This is a genomic window from Pyramidobacter sp. CG50-2 (assembly GCF_003612005.1).
Lineage (GTDB): Bacteria > Synergistota > Synergistia > Synergistales > Dethiosulfovibrionaceae > Pyramidobacter.
In genome coordinates this window covers 42,474-65,112 of sequence record NZ_RAWT01000009.1, presented here as the reverse complement: position 1 = coordinate 65,112, position 22,639 = coordinate 42,474, and the positions used below count along the sequence as shown (strand labels likewise).

16 protein-coding genes are annotated in these 22,639 nt (G+C 56.8%); 11 read left to right on the top strand and 5 right to left on the bottom strand.

Features of this window, described 5'->3' with window-relative positions:
* Nucleotides 1-457 precede the first annotated feature (457 nt).
* On the top strand, nucleotides 458-1,138 hold the full coding sequence (locus D7D26_RS03385) for a hypothetical protein (RefSeq protein WP_120372024.1): 681 nt from the start codon (nucleotides 458-460) through the stop codon (nucleotides 1,136-1,138).
* A 311-nt stretch (nucleotides 1,139-1,449) separates the two neighbouring features.
* On the opposite strand, the gene D7D26_RS12120 is transcribed toward D7D26_RS03385, so the two are convergent.
* Nucleotides 1,450-1,758, bottom strand: a complete 309-nt coding sequence (locus D7D26_RS12120; protein WP_147413039.1) for a hypothetical protein — start codon at nucleotides 1,756-1,758, stop codon at nucleotides 1,450-1,452.
* Between D7D26_RS12120 and rpoD the strand changes: the two genes are divergently transcribed.
* Nucleotides 1,748-3,163, top strand: coding sequence for an RNA polymerase sigma factor RpoD (rpoD, locus tag D7D26_RS03380; RefSeq protein WP_233543448.1), 1,416 nt, complete (start codon nucleotides 1,748-1,750; stop codon nucleotides 3,161-3,163). The two genes, D7D26_RS12120 and rpoD, sit on opposite strands and share 11 nt — an antisense overlap.
* A gap of 140 nt (nucleotides 3,164-3,303) precedes the next feature.
* Here the strand turns inward: rpoD and D7D26_RS03375 are convergent, their stop codons facing one another.
* The 3 genes from D7D26_RS03375 to D7D26_RS12885 form a co-directional block, all read right to left on the bottom strand.
* Entirely contained in the window at nucleotides 3,304-5,040 is a 1,737-nt protein-coding gene (locus tag D7D26_RS03375; RefSeq protein ID WP_120372023.1) for an ABC transporter ATP-binding protein, read from the bottom strand.
* Between the two features lie 2 nt (nucleotides 5,041-5,042).
* Nucleotides 5,043-6,713, bottom strand: coding sequence for an ABC transporter ATP-binding protein (locus D7D26_RS03370; RefSeq protein WP_233543447.1), 1,671 nt, complete (start codon nucleotides 6,711-6,713; stop codon nucleotides 5,043-5,045).
* 162 nt (nucleotides 6,714-6,875) lie between these two features.
* Nucleotides 6,876-7,379 carry a TetR/AcrR family transcriptional regulator gene (locus tag D7D26_RS12885; RefSeq protein WP_446737513.1) on the bottom strand — a complete coding sequence of 168 codons (504 nt, stop codon included), beginning with the start codon at nucleotides 7,377-7,379 and terminating at the stop codon, nucleotides 6,876-6,878.
* Between the two features lie 333 nt (nucleotides 7,380-7,712).
* On the opposite strand from D7D26_RS12885, the gene tig reads away from it, so the two are divergent.
* From tig to D7D26_RS03320, 9 genes are all read left to right on the top strand, one after another.
* Nucleotides 7,713-9,065: a trigger factor gene (gene tig, locus D7D26_RS03360; protein ID WP_120372021.1), complete on the top strand. Its 1,353-nt coding sequence runs from the start codon at nucleotides 7,713-7,715 to the stop codon at nucleotides 9,063-9,065.
* An 83-nt stretch (nucleotides 9,066-9,148) separates the two neighbouring features.
* Entirely contained in the window at nucleotides 9,149-9,727 is a 579-nt protein-coding gene (clpP, locus tag D7D26_RS03355) for an ATP-dependent Clp endopeptidase proteolytic subunit ClpP (RefSeq protein ID WP_120372020.1), read from the top strand.
* Between the two features lie 82 nt (nucleotides 9,728-9,809).
* The gene (gene clpX / locus D7D26_RS03350; RefSeq protein ID WP_120372019.1) at nucleotides 9,810-11,108 is read left to right on the top strand and encodes an ATP-dependent Clp protease ATP-binding subunit ClpX; all 1,299 of its coding nucleotides are present in this window, start codon (nucleotides 9,810-9,812) and stop codon (nucleotides 11,106-11,108) included.
* A 3-nt stretch (nucleotides 11,109-11,111) separates the two neighbouring features.
* Nucleotides 11,112-13,430: an endopeptidase La gene (gene lon / locus D7D26_RS03345; protein WP_120372018.1), complete on the top strand. Its 2,319-nt coding sequence runs from the start codon at nucleotides 11,112-11,114 to the stop codon at nucleotides 13,428-13,430.
* Complete coding sequence (yihA, locus tag D7D26_RS03340) at nucleotides 13,427-14,023, top strand: ribosome biogenesis GTP-binding protein YihA/YsxC (protein ID WP_199674674.1); 597 nt, start codon at nucleotides 13,427-13,429, stop codon at nucleotides 14,021-14,023. The genes lon and yihA overlap by 4 nt, the downstream gene beginning before the upstream one ends.
* A gap of 31 nt (nucleotides 14,024-14,054) precedes the next feature.
* Entirely contained in the window at nucleotides 14,055-16,760 is a 2,706-nt protein-coding gene (locus D7D26_RS03335; RefSeq protein ID WP_120372017.1) for a valine--tRNA ligase, read from the top strand.
* A gap of 9 nt (nucleotides 16,761-16,769) precedes the next feature.
* On the top strand, nucleotides 16,770-18,074 hold the full coding sequence (locus D7D26_RS03330) for a bifunctional folylpolyglutamate synthase/dihydrofolate synthase (RefSeq protein WP_120372016.1): 1,305 nt from the start codon (nucleotides 16,770-16,772) through the stop codon (nucleotides 18,072-18,074).
* A complete protein-coding gene (locus tag D7D26_RS03325; RefSeq protein ID WP_120372015.1) occupies nucleotides 18,061-18,810 on the top strand; it encodes a polyphenol oxidase family protein in 750 nt (249 codons plus the stop codon). Before D7D26_RS03330 ends, D7D26_RS03325 begins: the two co-directional genes overlap by 14 nt.
* Before the next feature lie 44 nt (nucleotides 18,811-18,854).
* On the top strand, nucleotides 18,855-19,802 hold the full coding sequence (locus D7D26_RS03320) for a Gfo/Idh/MocA family protein (protein WP_199674672.1): 948 nt from the start codon (nucleotides 18,855-18,857) through the stop codon (nucleotides 19,800-19,802).
* Between the two features lie 215 nt (nucleotides 19,803-20,017).
* Here the strand turns inward: D7D26_RS03320 and D7D26_RS03315 are convergent, their stop codons facing one another.
* On the bottom strand, nucleotides 20,018-22,363 hold the full coding sequence (locus D7D26_RS03315) for an autotransporter family protein (RefSeq protein ID WP_158606253.1): 2,346 nt from the start codon (nucleotides 22,361-22,363) through the stop codon (nucleotides 20,018-20,020).
* Nucleotides 22,364-22,639: the final 276 nt, after the last annotated feature.

Below are 22,639 nucleotides of genomic sequence, written 5' to 3'. Positions count from 1 at the left end.
TGATCCTGCGGTTATCGTATTTTGCCGGGCGTCCACGTTGACCTGATTTCGGGTGTTCGGGCGGCAGCATTCTCTTGATTCGATTCCACTCGCTGGAGGTCAGTTCATATCTTCTCTCTTCCATGAGAAAAGTTTAAGCGATTGGATCGATTTAGGCAACTTTGACGTTTTTTAAACAAGCCCTAATCCGTACGTGCTTCGAGGCCCAAGGACGCACGTCGCGTCGAGACGAGTCCTTGACGGACCGCTGTCTCTCGCTTTTTTCGGCACCTCCCCGGCGCGGGAAAAAGAGCGGCGGTCTTCTTTCCGAGAAACAATACGAAGCACGGCGCTATTGTAGCATCATCGGACGTCTTCCGGAAAAAGACCGAAACAGAGAACTTAAAAATATTTCTCCCACTTGAGGCGTTCTTTATGGGATAATAATATACGGATTTTTCGAGAAGGAGACTGTGCCGTGTGCCTGCCTTATTGGAACAGCGAACTTGACGTAGAAGTGGGATGCTGGAGTTTTTCCCGGCGCGAGCACGGCGCCATCTCCATGGCGGGGCTCCATAGCGAACTGCTGCGTGATCTGTCTTTTCAGGCGCTCTCTTTGGAGAGCGAGCTGTTGTATCTCTGCGGCAGCGAATGCGGCATCGCCGGCAGCATGATCTGGGATGAAGCCGTCCTCGAAAGAAGGATGGCTTCGGATATGTCTCCGTTTACCCTTGTATTCGGCTATAGCCGTGAGATGGAGCGCTTTGCGGGGCATTTTCTTGCCCAGCGCCGGGATCTGAAAGCCGGCGTGACGGAATGCACCTTTTGGAATGGGCAGATTGCTCTCATACGTTATAAAGTCATCGCCTATATGGCGGCGCTTCCGGTTTTTAACGAGCTGGAAGGACTCGCGGAAATGCGTGCGGACATGCAGAAATGGAAGAAAAGCAGCGCTCTGGTCCCTTTTTATGCGGAACGCTTCGGTTTTCTGCGCGCCCCTTTACCGTATGAGACTGACATTCCAGAGGACATGCTCGTCGTGAATAAGCTGGAGAACTTTCAGCTCGACGAGACCCGTTCAGTGATCGGACCGTCCCCGTCTATCCCGTTGCCGGCTTTTTATGAGCTGACCATCGGTGACGGCAGCGAGGAAACGTGATATTGTGAAACCCGTGAGAATTTGAAGCTGGTTGTTCGTGAGAAGATCTATCGGCCTTTTCGTCGTGGACGAAGAAGTGAAGGAGGATGTTCGATGGCTGTTCACAAAAAGAACAAGACTCTTGAACCCAAAGTGAGAGATTCCGCCGGGAGCGTACCGGAGCAGGTCCAGTTAACCAGACAATCTCCTTCCGCTCCGAAGAGTCCGAAGGCGAAAAAGGCGTCATCTTCCGACAAGAAAAAAAACGCATCCGGCTTTGAATCGGGAAATAAGGCGGTTGAAAAACACGTGAACAGCGAAGAATCCAAGGTTCATGAGAAAAAGAAGGCTCCCGCGGCAAACGCGCCGGTTCCTGCAAAGAAGAAAACCGTAAAGAAAGAGGCTGACATCCAGGCGGGCGTTTCGTCTGAAGGGAAGGGCGCAACGAAGAAAACCCCGAAAAAGACCGTCGAGACGTCTGAAAAAGCCGTCAAGAAAAAGAAAAAGGTGACGGCGAAGGGAAGCGATCCGAAAACTCCCGCCGCAGAGAAGCCGGAGGAGCAATCTCTCACGAAAGACGGCGCGAAGAAAAAGGGTATCAAAAGAAAGAGCGCCCCGGAGCGTATCAAGTTGACCGCCACGCTGGACGCGCTTCCCAAAGAACCCGACGATCCGTTTGACGAGGTTCCCGCAGACGAAGACCTCGACAATTTCAGCGGCCCCGACGCGGAGGATCTCGCCGAGGTGGGAACCGACGATGAGCTCGACGAAAATCTGCCCCTTGAGGGAGAACGGGGAGGAGACGATTCGGAGGAATCTTCTCCCGGCGAAATCTCGGAAAGCGATCCGGACTATCTGCGTTCCATGATGAGCCATATCCGCGGGCTCATCGTGCAGGGGCGCAGGAATGGCTACGTGACTCACAAGGATATCGAGAAATATATTCCCGCAGATTATTGGAGTTCCGAGATCCTGGACAATGTTTTCATCAATTTGACGGAACTTGGCATTCAGGTACTGGATGATTCCACTCAAGTCACGTCAAAAGATAGTAATTCAGCCAAGTCGAAGCGGCCTTCGAAAAGCAGGGCAAAGATTTCCGATGAAGGAGAAAGTCCCGACGTTTCGGGCGACGACGACAGTGCGTCCGATTTTGCCTCGTCCGGCGGCGACGAAGCCCCCGGTTACGGGGAAGAGCTCGGACGCATGGAAGACGTGCCTCTGTCCGACCCCGTGCGCATGTATCTGCGCGAGATCGGCAAGGTCCCCCTCTTGAGCGGAGAGAAGGAACGCGAGCTGGCGATCAGGGTCGAAGCCGGCGACGCGGAGGCGAAACAGCAGATCATCGACGCCAATCTTCGTCTGGTCGTCAGCATCGCCAAAAAATACATCGGCCGCGGCATGCTGTTCCTCGATTTGATCCAGGAAGGCAATCTCGGTCTGATCCGCGCCGTGGAGAAGTTCGATTACCGCAAGGGTTTCAAGTTCAGCACCTACGCCACGTGGTGGATCCGCCAGGCGATCACCCGCGCCATCGCCGACCAGGCGCGCACGATCCGCATCCCCGTGCACATGGTGGAGACCATCAACAAGATGGTGCGCATTTCCCGCCAGCTCGTGCAGAAACTTGGGCGCGAACCCAGCGACGAGGAGATCGCGCACGAAATGGAGATCGAGAGCGGGCGCGTCGAAGAGATCCGCCGCATCGCTCAGCTTCCCGTCTCGCTGGAAACTCCCATCGGCGAAGAAGAGGACAGTCAGCTCGGCGATTTTATCGAAGACCGCAACATGCCCAGTCCCGAGGACGCCGCCGCCGGCAACCTGCTTCACGAACAGATCGAAGAGATGCTCGACGCGCTCTCGGACCGCGAGCGCGAAGTGCTGCGTTACCGCTTCGGGCTGGAGGACGGACGTTCCTATACGCTCGAAGAAGTGGGACGCCGTTTCGGCGTCACCCGCGAGCGCATCCGCCAGATCGAAGCCAAGGCGCTGAGGAAACTGCGCCACCCCAGCCGCAGCAAAAAACTCCGCGATTTTCTCGAATGATTCTTTATTTCAAGAGTTTGTCATGAGACAGAGCCCTTTCCCAGGCATCAAGCCTGAGAAAGGGCTCTTTTGCGATCTGCCGCCGCGGAGGCCTTCGGCGGAGTACGCCGGAAAAACCGAAAAGTTTCGTGAAAAGTCCGTCACAGCGCTGTTTCTCCCGCCGCGGAAGGGGATTTTCGTTCGCCTCGTTCCCATAACCGGCGGTAGCAGCCGTCCTTTTGGGCGAGCAGGGTTTCGTGCTTTCCCGCCTGTACGATCGCGCCGTTCCTGAACACGAGTATCTGATCGGCGGAGCGTATCGTGCGCAGATGGTGGGCGACGACCAGCACGGTCCTGTTTTTTGCAAGTTCCGATATGGCTTCCTGAATCAGGACCTCGTTGACGGGATCGACGCTGCTCGTGATCTCGTCGAGGAGCAAAACTGGCGAGTCTTTCAAAAAGGCCCGCGCGATAGAGATCCTCTGTTTTTGTCCGCCCGAAAGTCCGACGCCGTTTTCGCCGATCGGAGTTTGATAACCTTTCGGCAGCGAGCGGATGAAATCATGGATCCGTGCTTTTTTTGCCGCGGCCACGACCTCGCCGCTCGTCGCATCCGCTTTTCCCAGGCGTATATTGTTCTCGATCGTGTCCGCGAACAGCTGCACGTTCTGCATGACGATGCTTATCGAATCGAGGAGTTCGTCATAATCCATGTCCCGAACGTCCGTGTCCCCGATGCGGACGCTCCCGCCTTGGACGTCCCAAAAGCGGAGCAGCAGGTTGGCGATCGTGGTCTTGCCGGAGCCGGACTCGCCGACGAGCGCGGTCAGCGAGCGTTCCGGCGTGTGAAACGAAATGTCTTTCAGGATGAAGCCGTTTTTTTCGTAGGCGAAGCGGGCCTTGTCGAACGTTATGGAGAAATCTTTCGGCTTCCTGGGAACGGCCGGTTCTACGACGGTCGGAGCTTCTGTGATCTTTTTTATTCTTTTGAAGCTGTCCGTTACCTTGAGATAATTCATCCAGTGACTTTCCATCGCCGTAAAGGGCTTGTAAAACTCTCGGCTGAGAATGACGAACGTCAGATAATGGCTCATCGGCAAGGTCTTGTCCATGACGAGGAACATTCCTGCCGTGGTCATGACCCAGAAAGCGGCGTCGATGAGAAAACCGTACAGGGACAAAACGACCGCTTTGTTTTGTGCCGTCTGCTTGCTGTGCTCCCCGAAGGACCGCGCCGCGGACGCAAGCTTTTCGTCAAATTGCCTGCTTTCGGGAAATGCCTTCAGCAGCGGGATCCCTTTTACGTATTCCACAAACAGGCTGACCATATCCGCAAGGCTGTTCCCCGTTTCCGCCTCCTGCCGTCCGGCTTTTTTCAAACCCGCGGCGAGCCACAGAAGCGCGGGCGGGAGGAGCGACAGCATCAGCAGACTCATTTTCGCGTTCAGACAGGACAGGAAAAGGAGCAGCGCCAGCGACACGATAAAATCGGCGCACATCCTCGGCCACATATGTCCGACGACCATCTCCATACTGTCGACATCTTTGTGGATGATGGTGCTGATCTCGCCGAGCCTTTCGTTCGTGTAGAAGCCGAGAGAAAAAGTTTTCAGGCGGCGGATGATTTTCGATCTGATCTCGTAGACGATATCGAAACCGGCGAAATGCTTCTGTACGTCCGCCAGTATGTTGCTGCCGCATTTCAGCACAAGACAAAGGGCCAGCAGCCGCCAATATTTTGGTAAATTCACGGTCCGGCTGGAGATATCCCCCATGATTTTCAGCGCCAGCAGCATCATGGCTGCGCCGGAAAGCGCATACGCGGTGAAACTGAGGACGCTTATCAACAGCGAACGCCTGCCTCTTGGCGTGAGAGTGTTCCATATTTCCCGCACCATGCCTATGCCTCCCTGATATTCCAGTTGTCGACCTTGTTCTGGGCGCATACCATTTCGCGGTACAACGCGCAGCGTTCCATGAGTTCGGCATGCGTGCCGCTGTCGATCAAAGCGCCGTCGTCCATGACGGCGATCTGGTCCGCGTTCCGTATCGCGTTCAGATGATGGGCGATCGTGATGATCGTCTTTTCCCGGCTCAAGTCGGCGATCGCCGCTTGGATGCAGGCCTCGTTTTCCGCGTCTACCGCGGCCGTCGCCTCGTCCAGAACGATGATCGGCGCGTTTTTCAAGATGCCCCGTGCGATGGAGAGGCGCTGTTTTTCCCCGCCTGAAAATTTCACGCCCGCTTCTCCGACGGCCGTGTCGTAGCCACGGGGGAGTGACATGATGAAGTCGTGGAGCCGCGCTTTTCGAGCGGCGGAAACGATCTCTTCATCAGAGGCGTTCGGGTTGCCGATGAGGATATTTTCTTTCAGGCTCAAGTTGAACAGAAAAACTTCCTGCTGGACGATGGAAAACAGCGAATTCAGCTGTTTTTCGGAGAGTTCTTGAATATCCCGTCCCGCGATGCTGATTGTTCCCGTACCCGGCCGCCAGAACCCCATGAGAAGGTGGGCGAGCGTGCTTTTCCCGCAGCCCGAAGCGCCTACCAGCGCGTTGCGGCTGCCTTTCCTGAATGTGAGATCGATGTCTTTGAGAGTGTCCCGCTTGCCCTTGTAAGCGAAACTCAAACGGCGGATTTCGATGTCGCCGTTTGCCGCCGCGGCATCTGCCGCGCGGCTTTGAGGCGCGGGGACGTTCAGGATGGAGCCGACGCACGACATCGCCTGATTGAATACGATCCTGTAATGCTGAAACGTCGCCGTCTTGGCTATGGACGAGGTGAACGCCGCGCCTAAAATGACGGCCAGCACGAATCTCGATACGGACAATCTGTCGATGGAAAGAAGCCACGAGCCGAATATCATGACCAGGACGACGCCGGATTCCATGAAGAGATCGATCAGCCCCATCGGGACGGAAACGCCCGCCATGGATCTCTTGACCCAATACACGTAATCTTTTGCGGAGCGAAGCGTCTCTTCGGTTTTTCTTTCCTCTTTCCCGAAAGCCTTGACGACGGAAATATTTGAGACGTATTCCATGAGGTTCCCCTGCATCCGCCTCATGCTGTCGGTGAAGATTTTGAAGTTCTTCTTCCACAGCGGGGCGGATATCTTTCGGGTAAGCCACATCAGAGGCAGTCCCGCGATCATGAGCAGCGCCAGGCGCCATTCGAGCGCGAGCATAACGACGAAGATGACGACGGGCAGAAGCGCGGCGGCCATGATCTCGGGCAGTCCGTGCGCCAGATAAACCTCCGCCTGTTCCACGTCGTGCTGTACGATGTTCGCCAGCTCGCCCGCTCTGCGTTCCTGAAAAAATCCCAGCGGAAGCTTTTTCAAATGGGCGATGATTCGAAGGCGAAGTTCCGTTAGAGAGTTGTAGGCAGCCTCGTGAGCCTTCCATACGGCTCCATAGGCGCAGACCGCTTTCAGAGCGAAGCATAAGAGAATGCAGCCGGAGTCTTTCAGTATGAGATTTCGAGAGAGGCTATGGGAATAGGCGATTCCAATCATGTGTATGATCAGAACCTGCGGGATGATATCCAATGCGGCCTTTAGGCAGATCATGATATTCGAGAGCCTGTTTTTCGATGCGACGTGACGGGTAAGTTCTTGGGAAGACGGCATAACGTGGATCTCCTTCTTGAATTTTGAATTTCTATTCGGTATTTGTGAGAAAATATTTTCTGCATCGGAACGGAGCCTTCGATGCAGAAATCGGAGTTGACGTCAATCTTGAAGGGCTGAAGGAACGTGCAGTGAGTTCACCCCCTCGTAATAGCATTTTGTCACGAGGGCGAGCATTTCCCGGGCAAACGCCCTGCTTCTGTAGTGTCTAGCGACTTCCAGCAAACTTTCTGTGAAATTGTTGGCCAAAATATGGACCAGCATGTCATGATATGGAGTGCCCGCGTTTTTCGACAGGGCCCTTTTTATATGCGCTTCTATGGAGCGGATCAATTCTTCTTTGGCGTTCGCGAATTGGGTGCCGCAGCTTTTATCCATGAGGATGACGAACACCTTGTGATGTTCGAGGATATTCAAAAAATAGCTTTCCGCCGCTTTTTTGTATTTTTCAGACGGAAGCCCCGTCTCGGCTTCTTCCGCCTGCGCGATCCGGTCGACGTCTATGGGGATAGACGTCGCGATCTTCTCGAACAGCTCTTTCTTGCTCTTGAAATAGCTGTAGATGAGCCCGACGGGGATCTGCGCTTTCTCCGCGATATCCTGCATTTTGGCGCTTCTGTAATCCTTTTCGTAGAAAACGCCGATCCCGGCGCGAAAAATGCGATCGCGGATCTCTTCTTTCAAGACTTGGGGCACGGCGGGTCACCTCATAAATTGAATTTAAATTCACTATTATGGTACGATATGGCGGCTGCCATGTCAATATAGGAAGCGCGAGGAAAAGAGACGGGAAAATAATTTTTTCGTCGTAAAGGATATTTTTGCGTTTCGATAAACTTTGGGCGCGAAAAATGAAGATTCTTTGGCTTTCCTGTGATATACTTATCCGAGTCGTTTTTTTATCACCATTGAGTCCAGGTTTTGAAAGGAGTGCTTCTTGTGAAATCGGAACTGCTGTCACAAGAAAAAAATATCGTAACCATCAAGGTAACCGTGGATCAGGCCGGTTATGCGGCTCAGCTGAAGAAGACCTATGCCGAGATCGCCAAACGGGTCAACATCCCCGGCTTCCGTAAAGGGAAGGCTCCCAAAGCGGTGCTGGAAATGCGCCTTGGCAAAGACTCGATCATGAGTCAGGCGCTCGAAGACATGCTTCCCAAAGTTCTTGACGAAGTCTGCGCCGAGTACGATCTTGAGCCGATCGCTTCACCTGTCGTCGACGATCTCGACATCAAGGAGGGCGAGGACGTCACTTTTACCGTGAAGTACGAGGTCGAGCCCGAGGTGACTCTTCCCGAGCTCTCGGATATCACCGTTGATCTGCCGGTGTTCGCCGTCAGCGAAAGCATGGTCGACGAAGCGCTCGAAAACATGAAAAAGAGATTGGCCACCTACCGGCCCGTCGATCGGCCCGCTCAGCATGGCGATAAAGTCCGCGCCGCCTACAGCCTGGTCGTGAAAGACGACGACGGCAAAGACATCGTGTCTCACGAACCCCAGATCGACACGTTCGAACTGGACAATCTTTCCATGCGCCCCGAGATCGTCGAGGCTTTGACGGGGACTGAGGCTGGAACCAAAAAGTCCGCCGACATCAACGTCGCCGACGATTATCGTGACAAGGCGGTCGCCGGCAAAACGGCTCACTACGAGTTCGACGTCATCGAGGTTCAAGAGCCGGTCGCTCCAGAGATGAACGACGAGTTCTTCAGGAAAGTCACCTCGGAGGACGTACACAGCGAGGCGGAACTGCGCGCCACGATCCGCGAGAACCTCGACAAGCGCCTGAAGGCCGACGCCCGTACCGCGGCCGAGAACGAAGCGGTCGCGAAGATTACCGAGGCTTCCCAGGTGGAACTGCCCGACTCGATGGTGCGGCGCCAGCAGGAACATCTTCGCAAGCGTTTCGAGGAGAACGTCAAACAGCGGACGAAGATGAGCCTTGAGGAATATTACAAATCCGAAGGGCACGATCTTAAGGAACTCGAAGAGAATCTCGAGAAAGACGCTCGCCGCGACGTGATGGGGTATCTCGTGGTTGATGCCTGTGCCAAAAAATTCGGCGTCTCCGTACGAAAAGAGGATCTGGACGGGGAGATCTCCCAGATGGCCGCCAATTACGGCATCTCCAGCGACAGCATCAAAGATATGCTGAAGAAGCGTCCGGAGAACTTCGAGAACATGATCTCTCAGGCGCGTTACCGCAAGACGCTGCAGGCGATTATGGAAAAAGTTAAAGTCAACGAAGTGAAGAAGGGTGTTGACGCTGAAGCGCCTGCCGCTCAGAATTAAGGTTTTTCCCTCGTTGCTGCGGCAGATACGATGCCGCGGCAATTTTTTTTGAAAGAGAAGCAGAAAGGAGCCTCGATTTCAACATGTATATTCCTTTTGTAATAGAACAGACCGGCCGAGGAGAGCGCTCTTACGACATTTATTCGCGGCTGTTGAAGGACCGCATCGTTTTTCTTGGCGACGAGATCAACGACGACGTGGCCAACGCTGTGGTGGCTCAGCTGTTGTTTCTGGAAAGCGAAAGCCCGGAGCGCGACATCAGCATCTATATCAATTCCCCCGGAGGTTCGGTTTCGGCGGGGCTGGCGATTTACGATACCATGCAGTTCGTGAAATGCGACGTGTCCACCATTGTCGTCGGCATGGCGGCCAGCATGGCCGCAGTGCTGCTTTCGGCGGGGGCTGTCGGCAAGCGCATCGCTCTTCCGAATTCCCGCATCATGATTCACCAGCCTCTCGGCGGCGCGCAAGGACAGGCCAGCGACATTGAAATCCAGGCCCGAGAGATCATCAAAACCAAGGAAACGCTGAACAATATTCTTGTGAAACATACGGGACAAAGCATGAGAAAAGTCAAGGGCGACACGGATCGAGATTTTTACATGACGGCGCAGGAAGCTCTTGCCTATGGCATTGTGGACAAAGTGATCGACAAGCGATAGAACGGGATGACGTTGAAATTCTTGATCCTCTCTCTCTTGTTGTTTATGATAAAACAGGCTGGTATCGGAAGGGATGACTGCCATGGCACGCACTGACGACAAAAATCGCAAGAATCCGCGCTGTTCATTCTGTGGCAGAAGCGCCGAAGACGGAATCACTCTGATCTCCGGTCCGGAAGGAATCAACATCTGCAGCGAATGCATAAAAATCTGCAATTCCTATCTGAGAAATACGGCGGATCTTGACGAGGCTTTTAACGATGTCGGGCAGCACGATGACAAGGTGATGTCGGCGCTGAAGAATCCCCCGCGCCCGAAAGAGATCAAAGAATACCTCGATGAATATGTGATCGGTCAGGATTACGCCAAAAAGGCGATTTCTGTCGCCGTTTACAATCACTACAAACGGATTGTCACCGGTTTCAGCGGCGGCGAAGTGGAGCTGCAAAAGAGCAATCTGCTCCTGCTGGGGCCGACGGGGAGCGGCAAGACGCTCCTTGCCCAGAGTTTGGCGAAAAAACTCAACGTTCCCTTCGCAATTTCGGACGCCACGACGTTGACGGAAGCCGGATATGTGGGCGAAGACGTCGAGAACGTGCTGGTGCGGCTGGTTCAAGCGGCTGATTATGACGTCGCCGCCGCTGAACGCGGCATCGTTTACATCGACGAGATCGACAAGATCGCCCGCAAATCGGAATCTACGTCCATCACCCGCGACGTTTCCGGCGAAGGGGTACAGCAGGCGCTTTTGAAGATTCTTGAAGGGACGGTCTCCAACATTCCTCCCAAAGGAGGGCGTAAACATCCTCAGCAGGAATTCATTCAGGTCAACACGGCCAACATCCTCTTCATTTGCGGCGGCGCTTTTGACGGACTTGAAAACATCGTCGGCCGCCGCGTCAATAAGAAGGTCATCGGCTTCGACAGCGACATTCGCAACGGCACCGCTGCGGATCGCTACGACCTGCTGAGGCAGGTGGAACCCGAAGATCTCGTTTCGTTTGGTTTTATTCCCGAACTGGTCGGCCGCCTACCGCTGCTCGTTCCTCTCCAGAGCCTTGACGCCGACGCTCTGGTGTGCGTTTTGACCGAACCGAAAAATTCCCTGGTGAGGCAATATCAGAAAAACTTCGAAATGGAGAACGTCGAACTGGATTATCGGGCGGAAGCCATTCGCGCAATCGCCGAAAAGGCGGCCAGCAAGGGGACCGGTGCTCGCGGACTGCGCGCGATCATGGAAAACCTGATGCTCGATCTGATGTATGAAGTTCCCTCATCCAACATCAAAGGACAAATCAAGAAAATCGTTATTACTCCGGAATACGTAGCGGGAACGGGGCAGCCTGAATACATCAAAAACGTGGAAGCGAAGGGGTTTTGACCGATGTTGTATGTGCTGCCTGCCCGTGATACCGTCATTTTTCCCGGAGTTCTTGTGCCGATTTTCGTCGGACGCCCTTCGACCTTGAAGGCCATAGAAATTGCGGCTACCGCGGAGAAACGTCGCATCTTTGTGGCAGCTCAAAAAAATCCTGAGGAAGAGAATCCGGGCCCCGCGGATGTATACGATGTCGGCACCGTGTGCGAGATGCTGCAGATGATCCGCATGCCCGACGGTACGATGAAGCTGCTGCTCGAAGGCAAAGAGCGCAAGCGCTGCCGCGCGTATGTGCTGCAGGACTCCATGCTGACGGCTGATCTTGTCTCCGTGCCGAGCGGCTACGTGGATAACGACCGCCTGGAAGCTCTGCGTCAGGAAGTGCTCCGCGAGTTTGAGAGCTACGTGACCTATCACCCCCGCCTGCCGGCTGAGCTGATTCAACCGGTCAGCGCCATCAAGGATCCCGGTCTGGCGGCCGACATGATCGCGGCGCACATGACCCTTGACGTTCAGCGCAAGCAGTCGCTGCTTGAATGTTTTCGCGTGGACAGCCGTCTCGAACTCCTTCTGAAATATTTGATTTCGGAGACGGAAATGCTGAAGCTGGGACGGGAAATCCACTCCAAGGTCCAAAAGGAGATCGACCAGAATCAGCGGGAGTATTTTCTGCGCGAACAGCTGAAAGCCATTCAGGAAGAGCTGAAGATCGACGACTCCCCGGAAGCTCAGGACCTGCGCGACCGGGCCGCGAAGAGCGAACTGCCCGATTACGTCCGTTCGAAGGTCGAGAGCGAGCTCAAACGCATGGCGAAAACGCCGTCCATGTCGCCGGAATCGACCGTCATTCGAAACTACGTGGAATGGCTGCTTGACGTGCCCTGGTTGAAAAAGTCGGAAGAGCGGCTTGATATCGACGCCGCGAAAAAAGTCCTCGACGCCAATCATTACGGTTTGAAACGAGTTAAAGACCGGCTGCTCGAATATCTGGCCGTACGGAAGTTGGCCGGTAAGTCATCGCGGGCGCAGATTCTGTGTCTCGTCGGACCGCCCGGCGTCGGCAAAACGTCGCTGGGAAAGTCGGTTGCCCAAGCGCTGGGGCGCCGTTTCGTCAACTTTTCTCTGGGCGGAATGCGCGACGAGGCCGAGATTCGCGGCCACCGCCGCACCTACATCGGCGCTTTGCCCGGGCGCATCGTGCAGAAATTGAAAGAAGCCGGCTGCAACAATCCCGTCATGCTGCTCGACGAAGTGGACAAAATCGGCTCGGATTTTCGCGGAGATCCTGCCAGCGCTTTGCTTGAAGTTCTCGATCCGGAACAGAATTCTCATTTTACCGATCATTATCTTGAAGTGCCCGTGGATTTGAGCGACGTGCTTTTCATCACGACGGCCAACGTGTCCCATACGATTCCGGCGCCGCTGCTGGACCGTATGGATGTGATCGAACTTTCCAGTTATCTGCCCGAAGAAAAGTATCACATCGCCAAAGACCATCTGCTGCCCCGCATCTACAAGGAAAGCGGCCTGACGAAGAAAGACGCTGTCCTTTCGTCGGCGGCGTTGAAAGCCGTCATTGCCGATTACTCTCACGAGTCCGGCGTGCGCGAGCTCGATCGGCGCCTGTCCACGCTGTTCCGCAAGATCGCCCGCGTAGCCTTGGAACGGGAAGAACGGGGCGAAGCGCCGCGCAAAGTCAGCATTGGGGTCAAAGATCTGGCGGGGTATCTGGGCGCGCCTCACCGTCCGGACGTAAGAATTCCCAGAGAACCGCAGACAGGCCTTTCCGTCGGGCTGGCCTGGACGGCTGCCGGCGGCGACGTCCTGATCATCGAAGCCGTGAAGATGCCCGGCAAGGGAGAACTGCAGCTGACCGGCAATCTTGGCAAGGTCATGCAGGAATCGGCGATGACCGCTCTGGGATTCATCAAATCCCATTGGCGTGAGCTGACGAATCAGGCTGAACCGAAATGGGGCGGCGTAGGACTGCATCTCCACGTTCCCGAGGGCGCCATCCCCAAGGACGGACCTTCAGCCGGCATCACCATGGCGATCTCGCTCTTCTCCGCTTTGAGCGGCGCGAAATATCGTCCCGGCTACGCCATGACCGGCGAAATTTCCTTGCGCGGCGACGTGCTGCCGATTGGGGGACTGCGCGAAAAAACGCTGGCGGCCAAACGCTACGGCATTTATAATCTGTTTATACCGGAAGCGAACCGGGCAGACGTGGAAGACATGGAACCTTGGATTAAACAGGGCGTTCATTATGTTTTCGTCTCTCAGGCCGCGCAAGTCTTCGAAGAAGCGTTGGAGGGCGGACGATGATCACGTGGAAGGCGTCGCTGCGCTGTACCGCCTATAAAATCCAGCAGTTTCCCGCAGGGAATCTGCCCGAAGTCGCTCTGGCGGGACGGTCCAACGTCGGCAAATCTTCGCTGCTGAACAAACTGGCCGGACAGAAACTGGCTCACGTCAGTTCGGAGCCGGGAATGACCCGCAGCGTCAACTTCTTTGACGTCCAGGCGCCTCATCCCTTCACGCTCGTCGATCTGCCGGGATTTGGCTACGCATCCCGCAGCAAGGACGAACGCAGGGGCTGGGCCGCGCTGATCGATGGCTATATCAAACGCCGCGAAACTCTGGCCCTGGTGGTTCATTTGGTGGATATCAGGCACGGCCTGCTGGAGAAGGACCGTGAACTTCAGGAATGGCTCAAAGCTTTGGGCGTGCCGATGCAGGTCGTTTTCACCAAAGCCGACAAGATCGCAAAAACGAAACGCAAGAGCGTTGTCATGAAATATGTCGAAATGGGCCTTTCTTCGTGGAGCCTGCCTTTGGCCTGTTCAGTCGACGAGCCCGAGACGATTGAAACTCTGAAAGCGCAAATCGATCTTTATCTGACCTCTGCGCTGAAATAAGTTCGACTTTGAGACTAGGGAGGAAAAACAAATGGCTTCGCGCAACACAGAGCTGTCGAAAACATACGCCCCCGCGCCTCTCGAGGGAAAATGGTATCAGTGGTGGCTGGATCATAATCTTTTTGACGCAAAGATTGATCCGGAGAAGAAAGCTTTCTCAATCGTGCTTCCGCCGCCGAACGTCACCGGAGCGCTGCACATGGGCCACGCTTACGACCACACGTTTCAAGACATTCTGGCGCGTTACAAGAGAGCGCGCGGATACAGCGTGCTCTGGCTGCCCGGGACGGATCATGCCGGCATTGCCACGCAGAACGTGGTGGAGCGTCGCCTCGCCAAAGAGGGCACGTCGCGCCGCGATTTGGGGCGCGAGGCCTTTGTGAGAAGAACCTGGGAGTGGAAAGAGGAGTACCGCAACCGCATCGTCGATCAGATGAAGAGCTTGGGCGATTCCTGCGACTGGAAGCGCGAGCGTTTCACGATGGACGAAGGGCTTTCCCAAGCCGTTCGTACGGTGTTTTGCCGTCTCTATGAAAAAGGCCTGATCTACAAGGGAAAGTACATTGTCAACTGGTGCCCGCGCTGCCATACGGCGCTCTCCGACATCGAAGTGGAACATTCCGAAGCGATGGGGCACATGTACTATGTTCGTTATTATTTCAAGGACAGCGACGAGTACATTATGATCGCCACGACGCGCCCGGAAACGATCATCGCCGACGTGGCGGTGGCGGTGCATCCCGGCGACGAAGCGCACGCCTATGCGATTGGCCGCGAGGTGATCGTGCCGATGACGGGCGGCCGTCTTGTCGACGGCAAAATGAGCGGCGGACGGGCGGTCCCCGTCATCGTCGACCGCATGGTCGATCCCGCTTTCGGGACCGGCTTCGTGAAGATCACTCCGGCTCACGATCCCAACGACTTTCAGGTCGGACGTACGCATGGCCTCGAGCCGATTCAGGTGATCAACGAGGATGGGCACATGATCAACATGACCGAGGCCGCCAGAGAGATGGAAGGCATGCCCGTGGCCGAGGCGCGCGTCAAGAGCGTGGAGATCATGCAGGACGAAGGCGTGCTCGAAAAGATCGAAGAGCTGCCTCATCAGGTCGGCCATTGCTACCGCTGCGGCACCACCGTGGAACCCTACCTGTCGGAGCAATGGTTCGTCAAGGTGGCCCCGCTGGCCGAACGCGGCGTCGCGGAATCGAAGGCCGGGCACATGCGCTGGATCCCTCCGCAGTGGGATAAGACGTATTATCAGTGGATGGACGGCGTGCGCGACTGGTGCATTTCCCGTCAGCTGTGGTGGGGGCATCGCATTCCCGCCTGGACCTGCGGGGACTGCGGTCATATCGTAGTTGCCGAACACGATCCCGAGTGCTGCCCCAAGTGCGGCTCCAAAAGGCTGAAACAGGACGAGGACGTTCTGGACACGTGGTTCAGCAGCGCGCTGTGGCCGTTTTCCACGATGGGCTGGCCCGAAAAGACCGAGGAACTGAAATATTTCTATCCGACGTCGGTCATGGTCACGGGATTCGACATTATTTTCTTCTGGGTGTCGCGGATGATCATGATGGGGCTGGAGTTTATGGATGAGGTGCCTTTCCGTGACATCTTCATCCATGCCCTGGTGCGCGACGAAAGGGGACGCAAGATGAGCAAGTCTTTGGGGAACGGCATCGACCCCATCGACATGATCACGCTGTACGGCGCCGACGCGCTGCGCTTTACAGTCGCGGCCCTGACGGTTCAGGGGCGCGACATCCTGCTTGGCCCTGCGAAGATCGAAAACTACAAACGCTTTATCAACAAGATCTGGAACGCCAGCCGTTTCGCGCTGATGAACCTCGGCGACGAGGATCATGAAGGGCAGCCCAATCCCCAGCATATGCGCCTCCATGACCGCTGGATCCTCGAACGGCTGCGCCGCCTTGACGACGTCGTGACGCAGGATATCGACGGATACTTCATCGGCGAAGCCGCGCGCGAGCTTTACGAGTTCATGTGGGGCGATTTCTGCGACTGGTACATCGAGCTTTCCAAGCCGGCGCTGTACGGCGACGAAGGCCCCGAGCGCCAGGAGACGACGAAACGCGTGCTGCTGTGCGTCTTCAAGGATGCTCTGCGTCTGCTGCACCCTTTCATTCCTTTTGTGACAGAGGAACTCTGGCACGCTTTTGCCTTTGGCGAGAAGCCGATGGAACTTGAGTCCTGGCCTGACGCTGCCGCTTACGCCGTTGACCAGGCGTCGGTCGCGGAGATGGACGAGCTTCAGGAATTTATCCGTTCCATCCGCAATCTGCGCGCCGAAGCGGGGCTGCCGCCCAGCCGGAACGTGCAGCGCATCGTGCTGCGCGGTCCCGATCAGGCGTTCGAGCCGGTGCTCGAGGCCAATCTCGACCTGATCAAACTCTCCGCCAAGGTCGACGCCGTCGAAGTCGTCGCGGCCGACGCGCCCAAACCACGCCTGGCGCTGAGTTCGATCGTCGAGGCCGGCCAGGTGTTCCTGCCCGTGGGCGACCTGCTCGATCCGAAAGCGGAGGTCGAACGTCTGCAGAAAGAATTGAAGCAGGTCGAGGCCAATCTGGCCCGCAGCGAGAAGAAACTCTCGAGCGAGAGTTTTGTGGCCAAAGCACCGGAGGATGTCGTCGAGACGGAACGTCAGCGCGCCGACGAGTCGAAGAGCCGCCGCGTTCGCATTCTCGAAAACATTGCCAGCTTGTCGGAGGAATAATCAATTAAAATGGATCGTTTCGAGTGTTGGGATGCTGTCGAAAAGCGCCTGAACTCTCTGACAAGCCCCGAGTCGATTTCGGGGCTTGTTTTTGTAGAGAAAGTTTTTGAGGAACTGGGAGATCCGTCGAGATTTCCTGCCGTTCATATCGCCGGAACGAACGGCAAAGGTTCTACGGCCGCCTGTCTCGATTCCATGCTGCGCGCCGCAGGATACAGGACGGCCCTGTACACGAGCCCGCATCTGACGTGTTTGGGCGAGCGGCTCCTGGTCGACGGGCAGATGCTGAGCTGCGAGAAGTGGCTGGACGCTCTGGAGCGGGTCGGTGCGGTTTTGAAAAAGCTGCCGGAGGTCCGTCTGGGATATTTTCAGGCGCTGACGGCGGCTGCTTTCTGGCTGATCGAGCAGGAGAAGGTCGATGCCGCGGTGATCGAAACGGGGCTGGGCGGACGGCTCGATGCCACGAACATCCTGCGCCGGCCTCTGCTGAGCGTTATCACTCCGCTGGGAATGGATCACATGCATTTGCTCGGCAACAGCCTGAGCGAGATCGCCGCGGAGAAGTTCGGCATCGTCAAGCCGGGCGGAAAAGTTCTGTACTGCGGCGGCGAGACGGCGCTGAACGAACAGTTCCGCTCTCGCTGTGCGGAGGTGGACGCGGCCGGCGAGATCTTTTCCGAGCGCTGTCGAGTTGCCGGCGTGCAAACCTCTTTGGACGGGAACTGCTTTACCTATGCGGGGCCGCAGGGAACGCGGCGCTGCTTCGTCCGGCTCGCGGGGCTGCATCAGCCTGAAAACGCTTCGCTGGCGCTGCGGGCCCTGGAAATGATTTCCGACCGGCTGCCGGTCGGCGCCGGGGCGATGGAAAAGGGGCTGGCGGAAGTTTCCTGGCCGGGACGCATGGAGGTCATGCACCGTAATCCCGACGTGATTCTGGACGGCGCTCACAATCCCCACGGCACGGCCGCGCTGATCCGGTCGCTGAAAGCGCTTTACGGCGACCGTCCGCTCAGCTTTGTCTACACGTCCATGGCCGACAAGGATTACGCCGCCTCGTTGGCGCTGTATGCCCGGGCGTTTCCGCAGGCGCGGCTGTTCTGCGTGGAGCTTGAAGGTGCGCAGCGCTGCGAAAGCGCCGAGATTCTGGCGCGGACGGCGGCCGCTTTCCCGTGGGGGGGCGAGCCGCTGGCGGTGAAAGATCCGCTGACGGCTCTGCAAACCGCCATGGCGCTGGGCAATCCCGTGATTCTTTGCGGAAGTCTGTACTTCATCGGCACGGTCAGGAGGCGGATAAAGGACGATGGATGGCTGTAAATCTTTTACGATCGCGCCGCATTGCGGTTTTTACGATTATCCGCTGCCGCCGCGGGCTCCCTTTCATGTGCGGATCTCCTTGAAAGGCGTCCGCGCGCAGGACGAGATCGAGCGCCTGGCGGCGCGTGCCCCGTTTGTCCTGCTCAGCCAGGTTCACGGCACGCGCGTTCTCTCCGCAGACCGGGCGCTCCGCTATCCCGGGAAAGATCGGGCCGACGGTCTGCTGATCGCGCCCGGAGACGCAGCCTGCGGACTGCGCTTCGGAGACTGCGCGCCGGTGCTGATCCTGTCCTTGGGGATGAAGCCGTGGATTCTGGCGCTGCATTCCGGCTTCAGGGGAACTTTGAAAAATATCTGCGCTTCGGGAATGGCGCTGGCCCGCGAAAAATTTGGCAGCGCCGCTCCGCAGGACCTTTATGCGTGGGTGGGGCCGTGTATTTCCGGAACGTGCTACAGCCGCCGCATGGACGATCCTTCTACGGCCGAAGCTCTGAAAATCTTTGATCCGGAGGCCGTCCGCGTTTCGGCCGAATACGCGCTGATCGACCTGAAAAAACAGATCGCCAGCCAGCTGCGGGAACAGGGCGTTCCTGCCGAACGCATTTTCCTCGAATCCCAGTGCACATGCTGCCAAACCGATCTGTTCTACTCCCACAGACGCTCCACTCGAGAAAACGACCCGCGAATGCTTCTTACAATACAGACTGAAAGGCCACAAAAATCGGAGTGTACGTGATAAGATAAAAAGAGCAGTGTAACATATAAAACGGGGTGAATCATGTGGGGAGCATCCGAGTTGGCGTCATCGGAGTAGGACATCTTGGCCGTATCCACGCGCGCATATATAAAGAACTGATGGGAGCAAAGCTGGTTGGCGTCGTTGACAGTTCTCTCTCAGCCGCAGAGGAGATTGGAGCGCAGTATGGCGTGCCGGCCTATACCGACGTGGACCGTTTCGTTGGCGAACAGAGCCCCGAAGCGATCAGCGTTGTCGTGCCGACCGTTGCTCATTTTGACGTGGCCAGCCGTCTGGCCCGACAGGGGATTCACCTGCTGATCGAGAAACCGGTAACGAGCACTGTGGAGCAGGCCTCGGCGCTTTTGGATATCGCCCGGGACAACGGCATCGTTCTCCAGGTCGGGCACGTGGAACGGTTTAACAGCGCGATTCGTTATCTTGACGGCGAGATCAGAAACGATCCGCTCTGCATACAGTCACGCCGCCAGGGCCCCTTTTCGTCGCGGATCGGCGACGTGGGGGTCGTGCTCGATCTGATGATTCACGACATCGATATTGTGCTTTCGCTTGTGAAGTCCGAAATTGCGGCGATCAACGCGATGGGCCGCAAGATCCGCACGAATCACGAAGATCTTGCCGTCGCTCAGATCGCTTTCGAGTCGGGAGCGGTCGCCGACATTCAGGTAAGCCGGGTGGCGGAGCGCCGCCTGCGCCAGATGGATGTGATGTGCCGCGACAAGTACTATTCCGTGAACTTTGAAACCCAGGACGTAATGGTTCATCACGCGCCGCAGACGTCGGCCGCCGGGAGTTTGATCGAAGTGATCGAGCATCCTCTGCTGCCGAAAGGGGAGCCGCTCAAGCAGGAGCTTCAGCACTTCATGACCTGCGTGCGCGAGGGGCGCCAGCCTCTGGTCGGGATTTCGGACGGCAAGCGGGCGCTCCAGGTGGCTGTGGACATATTGAAACAGATTCATTTTCAGGATTGATGCCAATTTCGTTAAAAAGGCTTCGTGCCTTTTCATGCTGTTTCTTGACGGAACGTATTAAGGAACCGCTGATCGATACAATACTATCTTTTAATTAAAAAGGCGCTTTCTCCAACGACAGGAGAAAGCGCCTTTTTCATATTGGTACGGATATTGCGGAACAGATTTCCGATGCTGTACTATTTCGAAGAAAAAATTTGGATATGCTTTGTTTTTTACAGCTCAAAACGCAGACCGGCGTTCCATTTCCATTTTTCTTTGAAGTCGCTGCCGGCGCTGCGCATCACGTCGAAGTAACCGTAAGCGGCCGGTCCGACGCGCAACGAGCCGCCGATACCATACTCGAACCATGTGTCGCGGAAATCGTCGCTGGTCTTGACCGCGGCGGCTCCCTTGCTCATGGTCACGTCGTAATCGCCGAGGAACTCGCGCATCAGATTCAGCCGCGCGTACAGCACTCCCTTGGCAAAGCTGCGTCCCGCCTGTACGCCGACTCGTCCGACAAGACTCGAAAAGTTTTCCTGTTCCACGCTGACGCCGGTGTTCGTCGCGTAGTCGTCGCCGCGCAGCCAGCCGAACGTCAGCTGCGCTTGCGGTTCGACGTACCAGCCGCTTTCGAACGCGAACTTCTTGCCGTACTCGCCGCTGAGCGAGAGAGCAAAGTTGCGGAATTCGCCCTCGATCGTCCTGTCGTGGCTGTCGTAGACGGTGTAGTCGTTTTTCAGGCTGCCGGCGCGCAGCACCACATCGATGTAGTCCCCCGTCGGGCGGATGTCGGTGCAGTACAGGCTGACGGTCTTGCCGTCGTTGTCTCCAGTGCCCCTGCGGTAGTCGCTTTCGCCGTCGAGATAGCTGAACGAAGCGCCGTAGTGTCGTCTCGTGCCGTCGGGCAGCAGCTTGAGGAAATCGTACCCCAGCTCGTAGGCGCTGTACTTGTTCTCCAGGCCGTACTGTCCGGCGCGCTCGAATTTGCTCTGACTGACCCTGAACCACGCGCCCTTGGCGCCGCCGTCCAGACGCAGCTCGCCCAGGCGCGAATGCAGCTGGTCGTTGGCCGTGCGCCAGGCGTGGTAGTTCACGGCGTTCGCCGCCGCGTCGATGCGCACGGTGGTCGTCGGCTTGGGCTTGTCCGGCTCAACGGGATCGGGGACGATCGTGACCTTCTTCAGATACCACTGCGTGTCGAACATGTCGTACTCCATTTCGTCGCCGGCGGCGCGGTCGGCGCGTCCCAGCTCGTAGGCGTTCCAGTAGAGCGCGCCCTCGGTGTCGCCGGCGCGGAACTCGCCCTGTTCGTTTTTGACGAAAGCCAGCACCGTTCCTTCCGCGCCCTCGGTGCCCGCGCCCACGTTGACCAGGTCGATGCGGTGCGATCCTTCGTGCGTGCCGTAGACGTACAGCCGGTCGCTCTTTTTGTTCTCCGGGTCGATATCCATTTTCACGGCGCCGTTGCCGCTCATGCGGCGATACACGTTGAGAGCGCGCATTCCCGCCTTGGGGAACCCGGCGTCGGCGTAGGTCACGTCGACAGCGCTCGTTTCGTCAAGATGCAGATCGCTGAGCGAACTTGTCGCGGTCATCATCCACCGCGCGCCGCGCTCGAACCGAAGGCGCACGCCCTCGTCGAGGGCGCTGTCCCGTTCCAGTCTGACGCAGTAATCCACCGTTCGGCCGCGCAGCCAGGAATCGGCCGTAGGGAAACGGACGAGCAGCTGGTTCCCGCGCAGCGTATCGGTGCCGTCCCCGTATTGCGCCGCGCCGAGGTTGCCGTCGATCTGCACGGTCCCCCCGCCGAGAGCCCCGTCGGTGTTGATCTCGATGCGTCCGTCGCGGCTGCCCGTCAGTCCGAACGAATCGGGATCCGTGACGGCTGAGCCCGTCCACCCACGCACGGTGCCGACGCCGATGTCGCCGGAGATCGTCAGTTTCTCCTGGGCCTGCACTTCGATCCAGCTTCCGTTCGCAAAGGCGCCGTCTGTCATGACAGTGCGGTGCGTCTGCATGCTCTCGAGCCCCGGATAGTGAGCCTCGTTGACGAAAAGGTTGATGTTCCTGCCGATCAGCGAAATACCGTGCGCGGTTCTTCGCGGCGCGATCAACGCTTCCTGTTGCCATAAACGGACGGCGCCGCCGATGGTAATGGCGTCCATCGGCGCGTCTTCCGTGCCGATGGAAAGGATTTTATGATGCTTCTGCTCGTTCGCGGTCAGCACGAGGCCGGTCGTCTCGGTGTAGTCGAGTTTGAACGTTTTGCCTTCGACGATGACCAGCGTGTTGTCCTCCACCGGTGCCGGCGTGGGAAAAGCTCCTTCCCAGAGGAACGCGTTGGCGTGGCCGCTGCTCAAAGAGATGTTATCGAAGGGCTGCCCGCCCGCGTCCAGGACTCTGTAAACCTTCAGCCCGTTGACGACGCCGTCCGGCGTCAGCTGGGCCGCAGGGAACGAGTCCGTGTTGCTGTAATCGGCGGCCTGAATTTTCCACGGGCTGCCGAGCGACAAAACGCCCGCCAGCGACAGGATCCAAAAACTTTCTGCGATGTTTCGCTTCCACTGTGTGACCATACATACCTCCTGAATTAATGTGTGACGTGCTTCGCCGAACTTCCTTTTCGCCGCGTCGCTTCGGCGTGCCGGCGCGGGGTGATGGAAGAAGTTCATGCAATTCCAAACGAAATGAGGATTGAAGTTTATTATAATAAATATATATGTGTATAGTAAGCAGTAATATATCGGATTATGCTGTCAAATTATCGTATTTATTTATGATTTATTTAGCATTCGGAGCGCCGCCGGGTTCTTCTGTGCCCGAACCCGTCTCGAGAGCCAGTTGAGTCACCC

Coding starts and splice junctions, on each gene's coding strand:
- D7D26_RS03375 (WP_120372023.1), bottom strand. CDS start 5,040: ATGGTGCGGGAAATATGGAACACTCTCACGCCAAGAGGCAGGCGTTCG.
- D7D26_RS03370 (WP_233543447.1), bottom strand. CDS start 6,713: ATGATCTGCCTAAAGGCCGCATTGGATATCATCCCGCAGGTTCTGATC.
- D7D26_RS12885 (WP_446737513.1), bottom strand. CDS start 7,379: ATGCAGGATATCGCGGAGAAAGCGCAGATCCCCGTCGGGCTCATCTAC.
- clpX (WP_120372019.1), top strand. CDS start 9,810: ATGGCACGCACTGACGACAAAAATCGCAAGAATCCGCGCTGTTCATTC.
- D7D26_RS03325 (WP_120372015.1), top strand. CDS start 18,061: ATGGATGGCTGTAAATCTTTTACGATCGCGCCGCATTGCGGTTTTTAC.
- lon (WP_120372018.1), top strand. CDS start 11,112: ATGTTGTATGTGCTGCCTGCCCGTGATACCGTCATTTTTCCCGGAGTT.
- D7D26_RS03330 (WP_120372016.1), top strand. CDS start 16,770: ATGGATCGTTTCGAGTGTTGGGATGCTGTCGAAAAGCGCCTGAACTCT.
- D7D26_RS03335 (WP_120372017.1), top strand. CDS start 14,055: ATGGCTTCGCGCAACACAGAGCTGTCGAAAACATACGCCCCCGCGCCT.
- yihA (WP_199674674.1), top strand. CDS start 13,427: ATGATCACGTGGAAGGCGTCGCTGCGCTGTACCGCCTATAAAATCCAG.
- D7D26_RS03315 (WP_158606253.1), bottom strand. CDS start 22,363: ATGGTCACACAGTGGAAGCGAAACATCGCAGAAAGTTTTTGGATCCTG.
- clpP (WP_120372020.1), top strand. CDS start 9,149: ATGTATATTCCTTTTGTAATAGAACAGACCGGCCGAGGAGAGCGCTCT.